General features: G+C 50.1%; 8 protein-coding genes. 6 read left to right on the forward strand and 2 right to left on the reverse strand.

The annotated features are described in order from the left end of the window. The first annotated feature begins 98 nt into the window (after positions 1-98). The 5 genes from CX664_RS04545 to CX664_RS25550 all read left to right on the forward strand — a co-directional run bounded on the left by CX664_RS04545 (position 99) and on the right by CX664_RS25550 (position 4,827). Complete coding sequence (locus CX664_RS04545) at positions 99-1,268, forward strand: PhoH family protein (protein WP_101745586.1); 1,170 nt, start codon at positions 99-101, stop codon at positions 1,266-1,268. Beyond that, positions 1,268-1,735, forward strand: a complete 468-nt coding sequence (gene ybeY / locus CX664_RS04550) for an rRNA maturation RNase YbeY (RefSeq protein ID WP_101745587.1) — start codon at positions 1,268-1,270, stop codon at positions 1,733-1,735. Before CX664_RS04545 ends, ybeY begins: the two co-directional genes overlap by 1 nt. 79 nt (positions 1,736-1,814) lie before the next feature. Beyond that, positions 1,815-2,657: an HlyC/CorC family transporter gene (locus tag CX664_RS04555; protein WP_101745588.1), complete on the forward strand. Its 843-nt coding sequence runs from the start codon at positions 1,815-1,817 to the stop codon at positions 2,655-2,657. Beyond that, positions 2,657-4,219, forward strand: a complete 1,563-nt coding sequence (lnt, locus tag CX664_RS04560) for an apolipoprotein N-acyltransferase (protein ID WP_101745589.1) — start codon at positions 2,657-2,659, stop codon at positions 4,217-4,219. The genes CX664_RS04555 and lnt overlap by 1 nt, the downstream gene beginning before the upstream one ends. Positions 4,220-4,515: 296 nt before the next feature. After that, positions 4,516-4,827, forward strand: a complete 312-nt coding sequence (locus CX664_RS25550) for a hypothetical protein (RefSeq protein ID WP_145999818.1) — start codon at positions 4,516-4,518, stop codon at positions 4,825-4,827. A 250-nt stretch (positions 4,828-5,077) separates the two neighbouring features. On the opposite strand, the gene CX664_RS04570 is transcribed toward CX664_RS25550, so the two are convergent. Beyond that, positions 5,078-6,052 carry a hypothetical protein gene (locus tag CX664_RS04570; RefSeq protein WP_101745591.1) on the reverse strand — a complete coding sequence of 325 codons (975 nt, stop codon included), beginning with the start codon at positions 6,050-6,052 and terminating at the stop codon, positions 5,078-5,080. 138 nt (positions 6,053-6,190) lie between these two features. On the opposite strand from CX664_RS04570, the gene CX664_RS04575 reads away from it, so the two are divergent. Then, positions 6,191-6,529, forward strand: coding sequence for a hypothetical protein (locus CX664_RS04575; RefSeq protein ID WP_101745592.1), 339 nt, complete (start codon positions 6,191-6,193; stop codon positions 6,527-6,529). Here the strand turns inward: CX664_RS04575 and CX664_RS04580 are convergent. Further along, positions 6,517-7,197: a YdcF family protein gene (locus tag CX664_RS04580; protein WP_101745593.1), complete on the reverse strand. Its 681-nt coding sequence runs from the start codon at positions 7,195-7,197 to the stop codon at positions 6,517-6,519. The genes CX664_RS04575 and CX664_RS04580 overlap by 13 nt on opposite strands. Positions 7,198-7,419: the final 222 nt, after the last annotated feature.

The following is a 7,419-nucleotide window of genomic DNA, read 5'->3' on the forward strand; positions in this document are numbered from 1 at the left end:
AAAGAGGCGTAATGCCTCTTATTCCTGACTGGCTTACATTCAGAGACCATCGTAATATCTTACCTGAATCCACTTGTAGTAAAGGCTAAACACTGACTTTGAATACCAAAACACAAGGACAGGACTCTTCCGGAAGTAACAACGCCTCTGGCCATCATGCCACTGATCAAAACGTCTGCCGCTTCTCTCTTGAGCCTGATGAGCCACAAAGGTTCGCCGAACTCTGTGGGCAATTCAACCAGCACCTGAAACAGATCGAAGAACGTCTCGGTGTCACCATCCGTCATCGTGGTAATGTCTTTGCCATCCAGGGTGACAATGGCCGAGCTGAGGTAGCGGGCGAAGTAGTCAAGCGACTGTTCAGAGAAACCGGTAAGGACAACCCCCTCAGCCCGAACACGGTTCACCTGTTCCTGCAGGAATCGGCCATTGAGTGGATACACGAAGAACCCGAAGACAAGCTGATCTCTCTGCGTACCCGCAAAGGCCTGATTACGCCCCGGGGCCCTAACCAGCAAAGTTATGTAAAGTCGATTCTGCAGCACGACATCAATTTCGGTATCGGCCCTGCGGGTACCGGGAAAACCTACCTGGCCGTTGCCGCTGCGGTACAGGCCCTGGAAGAAGAACAGATCCGTCGCATTCTGCTGGTGCGTCCTGCGGTGGAAGCGGGAGAAAAACTGGGCTTTCTGCCTGGCGACCTGTCCCAGAAAATCGATCCTTATCTCAGGCCTCTCTACGATGCCCTGTATGAAATGCTGGGGTTTGAGCGGGTTGACCGACTGATAGAGAAAAATGTGATTGAAGTTGCCCCGCTGGCCTATATGCGGGGTCGTACACTCAATAATTCATTTATTATTCTCGATGAGTCCCAGAATACCACTCAGGAGCAGATGAAGATGTTCCTGACCCGTATCGGCTTTGGCTCTACCGCCGTGATTACCGGTGATATCACCCAGGTTGACCTGCCCCGGGGGACACGCTCCGGTCTGGCCAGTGCCATTGACGTCCTCAAAGGGGTCGACGGTATCGGCTTTACCTGGTTTAACGCCAAGGATGTGGTACGCCATCCCCTGGTACAACGGATCGTGCAGGCCTATGACCGTTTCGACAAACTGACCCAGGAGCAGTCAACAGGAAAGCATTCCCGACCGGGTAAGCAACCTCCTGCTCACCAACCTGCTCGCTCTCATCTGGCTGAAGGCTCTTTACCAGCTGAAGGCTCTTTACCAGCTGAAGGCTCTTCATCACCCAGAGGCGCACCATAATGGCCTCGATTCATATCGATGTGATGATTAACAGCTGCAGCACACAGCTTCCCGAACAGAGTGAGCTGGAAAAGTGGGCCGCAGCTGCCGTTGGCCAGCTCCGTCAGGAAGCTGAAATCAGCCTCCTGATCGTCGATGAAGATGAAGGTGCCGAGCTGAATCGGCAATGGCGGGGCAAGGAAGGGCCAACCAATGTACTGTCCTTTCCTTCCGATCTGCCTGCCGAACTGGAGTTGCCATTACTGGGTGATTTGATTATCTGTGTCCCTGTTGTTGAGCAGGAAGCTATTGAGCAGAAAAAAAGTCTCAATTCCCACTGGGCTCATATGATGGTTCATGGCACACTGCACTTGCTTGGCTACGATCACATTGACGATCAGGACGCCGAAGAAATGGAGTCTCTGGAGACGGAAATTCTTGGTCAGCTCGGCTATCCTGATCCCTATCAGGACAGAGAGTCATCCTGACAGGCTTTGGATCACGTTTAACACATTCATCAGTAAACCGCCCACCGGGAGGTGGGCATAGCCGTGAAGACAGAGGGCAATGAGCGACGACCATTCGACGGAAGATCATCCGTCACCATCATGGATGGACAAACTGACCAGCATATTTCACCAGGACCCCAAAGACCGCAACGCGCTGCTGGGCATACTGCGAGATGCCGGAAGCCGGGGCATGCTCGATGATGAAGCGCTAAGCATCATCGAAGGCGCTGTTCAGGTCGCGGACATGCAGGTTCGTGAAATCATGATCCCCCGCTCCCAGATGGTCTGTGTGGATGAAGACCAGAACCCGGAAGAGTTCCTGCCCCAGGTTATTGAGTCGGCCCACTCCCGCTTCCCGGTTATTGGCGATACCAAAGATGAAGTTATCGGTATTCTGCTGGCCAAGGATCTGCTGCCGTTGATTCTTAACACCGGTGGCAAATTCAATATCAAGAACCATTTACGACCAGCGACTTTTATCCCGGAAAGCAAACGCCTGAATGTTTTGCTCAGGGAGTTTCGCACCAACCGTAACCACATGGCTATCGTTATTGATGAATTTGGTGGCGTTGCCGGACTGGTCACCATTGAGGATGTGCTTGAGCAGATTGTTGGCGATATCGAAGATGAAACCGATGTTGATGAAGATACCTTTATCAAACCGGCGGATGACCTTGAACACGCGTTTATTGTCAAAGCGCTGACGCCCATTGAAGACTTTAACGAGCAGTTTGCCACCAGGTTCCCGGATGACGAGTTTGATACCATTGGTGGTATCGTCATGCAGGAGTTTGGCCATATGCCAACCCGCAATGAATCCGTGGAAATTTCCGGCTTCCGCTTTGATGTACTGAACGCCGATGGTCGTCGGATTCGACTGTTGCGGGTAACCCCCTGCTGATGCCTGCTGCGACTTCCCGTTCATCTCTTCAGGTTGTGGTGCGCTACCTGCTGTCGCTGGCCGCAGGTGCGGCCATGCCCCTGGGCTTCAGCCCTTTTGACTTCTGGCCAGTTCCCATGCTGGCTGTTGGCATGATCTTTCTTTTGACCCGAACATTACCCATCAAGACCGCAACAATGTGCGGTTTTCTTTTTGGCGTCGGGATGTTTGGGGCCGGCACATCATGGATATACGTCAGTATCCATGAATTTGGGGCCGCTTCCCCCATGCTGGCCGGACTGCTGACCGGGCTTTTTGTCCTGGGCATTTCCGCCCTGATGATCATGCCGACCTTCCTGCTTTACAGCTGGCTTAATCAGCGAAAAGCCGGGGCACTGCCACCCTGGCAGCAGGCACTGATGTTTTCAGGGCTCTGGGTGCTGTTTGAGTGGGTGCGCAGCTGGTTGCTGACTGGCTTTCCGTGGCTGTTATCGGGCTATGCACTTCTGGACACGCCCTTTGCTGCGCTGGCTCCCGTTATCGGAACCTATGGCTTAAGCCTGCTGATGGTAGCCACAGCCTGCCTGTTGTTTGCCCTGATTATTCCGGCTAAACAACAGCAGCGAACACCCCATATTATTGCTTTATTCATCGCCCTGGCAGGTTGGGGGCTTTCGTGGCCGCTCAACAACATTACATGGACAGAAAAAACCGGCGATATCTCCTTCAGCGCGGTGCAGGGAAATATCCCCCAAAACCTGAAGTGGGACCCTGACTTTATTCACACCACCATCATTAATTACATTGGCCTGAGTGAAGACCAGTGGCAGCAGGAATTGATTGTCTGGCCGGAAAATGCCATTCCACTGTTTTATAACCGTGCCCGGGGCTTGATGGCCCAGCTGGACAGACTGGCCCGTCAGAATAACAGTACATTAATTCTTGGTATGCCAGTGGATGATAATGCTGGCAGCGAAACCCGTTACTTCAACAGCATTCTGTCTCTGGGAGAAGGCTATTTACCCGCAGACGGCCCCGGCCGCTACGACAAGCAGAAGCTGGTGCCATTTGGTGAGTACGTTCCCATGGATTCCCTGCTGCGCGGGCTGATTGATTTTTTTAATCTGCCCATGTCGGAATTCTCCCGTGGAGACTCAGAACAGACCTTACTCAAGGCGGGCGAGGTAACCATTGCCCCTTATATCTGTTATGAGGCGGTTTACCCGGACTTTGTCGCACAAATGGCGCAAGAGAGTGGGCTGCTGATTACCATCAGCAACGATACCTGGTTTGGCAAATCCATTGGCCCTGTCCAGCATTTCCAGATTGCCCGGATGCGAGCCCTGGAAACCGGACGCTTTATGATCCGGGCCACCAATGACGGCATTACCGCCCTGATTGATGAAAAGGGACGTGTGGTAAAAACGATTCCACGCTTTACCCATGGTGTTTTGTCAGCAACCGCAGAGGTTCGGACCGGGCAGACGCCGTTTATGGTCTACGGCTCCTGGCTGGTGTTATTACATGGCTTTCTGATGGTTATACTACCGCTGTATTTTAATCTTCGGAAAAGACGTCAATAAAGTGAAGCAATATTGCAGAAAACCGGTTGCTTTACTTCGCTGTCATTCCAAATAGAGTGACAGCGGAGTAAACCGAAAGATTTTTAAAACAGCCTCTTAATGCCTCCCCCCCCTGAAAAGAACAAGGTGTTATCGCAACTAACTAAACGGTTAGTGATTTATGTCAACGCAAATTGCTAATTTAATACCGTTGACAAATAACTCAGCATTAATGAACGGAAAACCTTGAGTATACATCGGGCCAGGCTGGAAACTGGCCTTTTATGGTTTTCCATAAGATAGCTTAAGGAGAAGACATGAAAACATTATTATTACTAATCAGTATAATCACAGCCAATACCTCTATGGCCTCAGTCATTATTACCGACTGGTATCGCATAAATGGTTCGGGAGCAGAAGTTTGTTTTAGAATATTCCCTTCTTCAGGTCAGCCTGAACTTGTCAGAGTGACAGTAGATAAGGGACATAGCAAAGAATCCCATTATTTAACCTGGGTAACGTCTGATGAAAAATATTGCAAGGTGGTTGCAACGAGCAAAGGTCGGGTTGAAGTTCAACAACACAATACTGCCGAGTCAGATTCGAAATATTTTAATCTTTTTCATTAATAGAAATTTTTCAACCGGCCCTATGGCCGGTTCTACTGACTGGTTTTTTCTGTTTATTTTAATGCCTGAAAATAAAAAAATAATGGCGAAATCCCGACCTAAGGAGTTGTCTGGAAATAACTTCCCTATTTTCATTGCCTGACTCCGTTCGGACTGAGCTTGTCGAAGTTCGGTGGCACGACCCTTCGATACTTCGACAAGCTCAGCACTCAGGGTGAACGGAAATCGGGAACTTATTAAAAGACAATTCCTAAGGAGCCATTGTCCTCCCAAGAGCGACGCCTCTGATTAAATCCATCTCCTGCTCAAATCGTTCAAACGCAACGATAAGTTCAGACACTATCGTTTCCAGCCTGCTCTGTCTTACATCTTCTTCCAGCCCGGATAATCCCAGATATTCCACAACATAACCCATTATCTGATCAATCATCTGCTCATCAGGCTTGAGATGATCCAATGGCGAATTACCCTGGTTATCCAGATTTCCCAAACTCGGCCAGGCTCCTTCTGCTAACAATAATGCAAATACTTTAACCCTCTCGGGATGTTCACTTCTGCCTGCGTGATGAAGTGGTCTTACACCCGCATTGGTCGGATGATTGATGGCGATTTGATAGTCAGGGTCAGCCCTGAACATATCACAGTACCACCGCACAACCTCCTCCCTGCCACCGGCTGCCAGATTGAACCGGTTATTACCCGTATTATTGGCAGCCTGTCCCTTTAAATCCCCCGGAGTTAATATTGCCTTGATGGATCGAAACAGTTGGTGATATTCCGCCCGCAGCGCTTCGGGAGCACTGTTTAACAGAAAAACCAGTATTTGATCCGGACAGTCCCGGTTGATTGCCGGACCCACTTTACCAGCAACTTCATAGGCAATTTCATCGACTGATCTGGCCCCATTGGGCTCATTAAACAGTGATACAATCCGCTCACGGGAAACTGAATTACAAATCACCTGAAATGCCTGAGAATCTGCTGCAGCACATGCCCAATGAAGAGGGTTCATGCCAAAAGGGCACTCAACATCCCTGCCAATACGTAATGCTTCAACAGCCATAGAAGCCAGAGGTTTTGCCTTATCAGCAAAATCAGATACGTGTCGGCACCTGGAAAAATCAAGCACCTCTTGCTCCATAGTTGAAGCAATTCCACCACTGGCAATCGCCTCTCCAGACACATGTCTGTACGGATCAACAGGCTGAGTTACGGGGGCATCCATCAAAATATCCTCTCGACGCTAAAGTAGTTTGATCTTTTGATTGGCAATCCAGCAAAAAGTTTCGTCCAACATTCCTTATAAAAAAAATGGAACCGGAAAGTCACTGCAAGGTCAAACGGCGATATTTAAAGTCCAGGTGTGCAGGGCCTGCCATTAAATGGCCAGCCGGTCACAGCGGATGCAGTGGTTCAGAGTTATCAGGTAGCCGGAGCAACACTGGAGCTGACTCGCTTCAAAGCGGAATATTGCCTGAGAGACCTCCTGTTGAATGACCAGCAGGCCTCGCTGGATGCGGTGGATTATGAACGGGATGGCTGGTTGCTCGAAAACACTATTTTGTATTCTCAGCTGCCATTGAAGACCAAAGTATTGGAAAGTATCTGGGATAACCAGCAAGTATTAGACGCGTTTAATGAAATACCCGGCGATCATTCCAGGCTGTCCTTCGAGGTTAAACACAACAATCAGCTGCGATAGATCAGCCAGTACCATAAATACCCGGCGTACTCTCTGAAAGCACGTTCACTGTCGCTCAAATGACGGGCACTGGGCAACCATCGACTGATACGAAAATCTTTTGAGGCATTGGCCAGCATACCCGGTGCCGGAATCACCTGAAAACCCGCTCGTTCAAAGCTGAGAACGGCCCTTGGCATATGCCAGCCATGGGTCACGAGTAAAACCGACTGAATATCCTCAGGCAGCATTGCACGGGCATACACTGCATTTTCCCAGGTTGTAGTACTTTGATCCTCCAACCACCGGGTTTCCACAGCAAAATCATGTTTAAGACTTTCTGCCATGATGGCGGCTTCCGGTCGGAAACCGCCACCACTGACCATCACCGGCAGCTCAGTCTGACGGCTCAGCCATGCGCCATAACGGAGTCGCTCCAGGGTAAACATGGAAGGGCGAAATCCTGACATCTCGGGACTGATACGAGGTAAACCACCACCAAGAATCACCACTGCCTGAGGCTCTACAGGTTGTGTTTGCCCCGGCGTAAAGACCGGGTAACGCTCAAGACTGCGAATAAGCAGCGATGCAACCGGCTGGGTTGAGAACAGATAAAGAATGACCAGTACCAGCCAGGCAATCCATGACTTAAAAATCAGTCCCATTATGATCAGCCAAATCAGCAACATGAAAAAAGGAGTCCATTTGTTTTTCTAGGAGCCTGTCGGACTTAAGCGTCCGTCTAGGCGACCCCGTAGCGAGGATTGCGAGAAATTGAGGATAAAAATTTCTGCTTCTGAGGAGAATAGCGGGGCTATTTGACGAAGAAGCAGGAATTTTTAGACCAATTTATCGCAACCGCACGACTGCATGGATGCAGAAGCTAGGGCAACGCAGGAGCAGTTGCCGTG

Origin of the sequence: Endozoicomonas acroporae (assembly GCF_002864045.1) — a bacterium.
GTDB classification, from domain to species: domain Bacteria; phylum Pseudomonadota; class Gammaproteobacteria; order Pseudomonadales; family Endozoicomonadaceae; genus Endozoicomonas; species Endozoicomonas acroporae.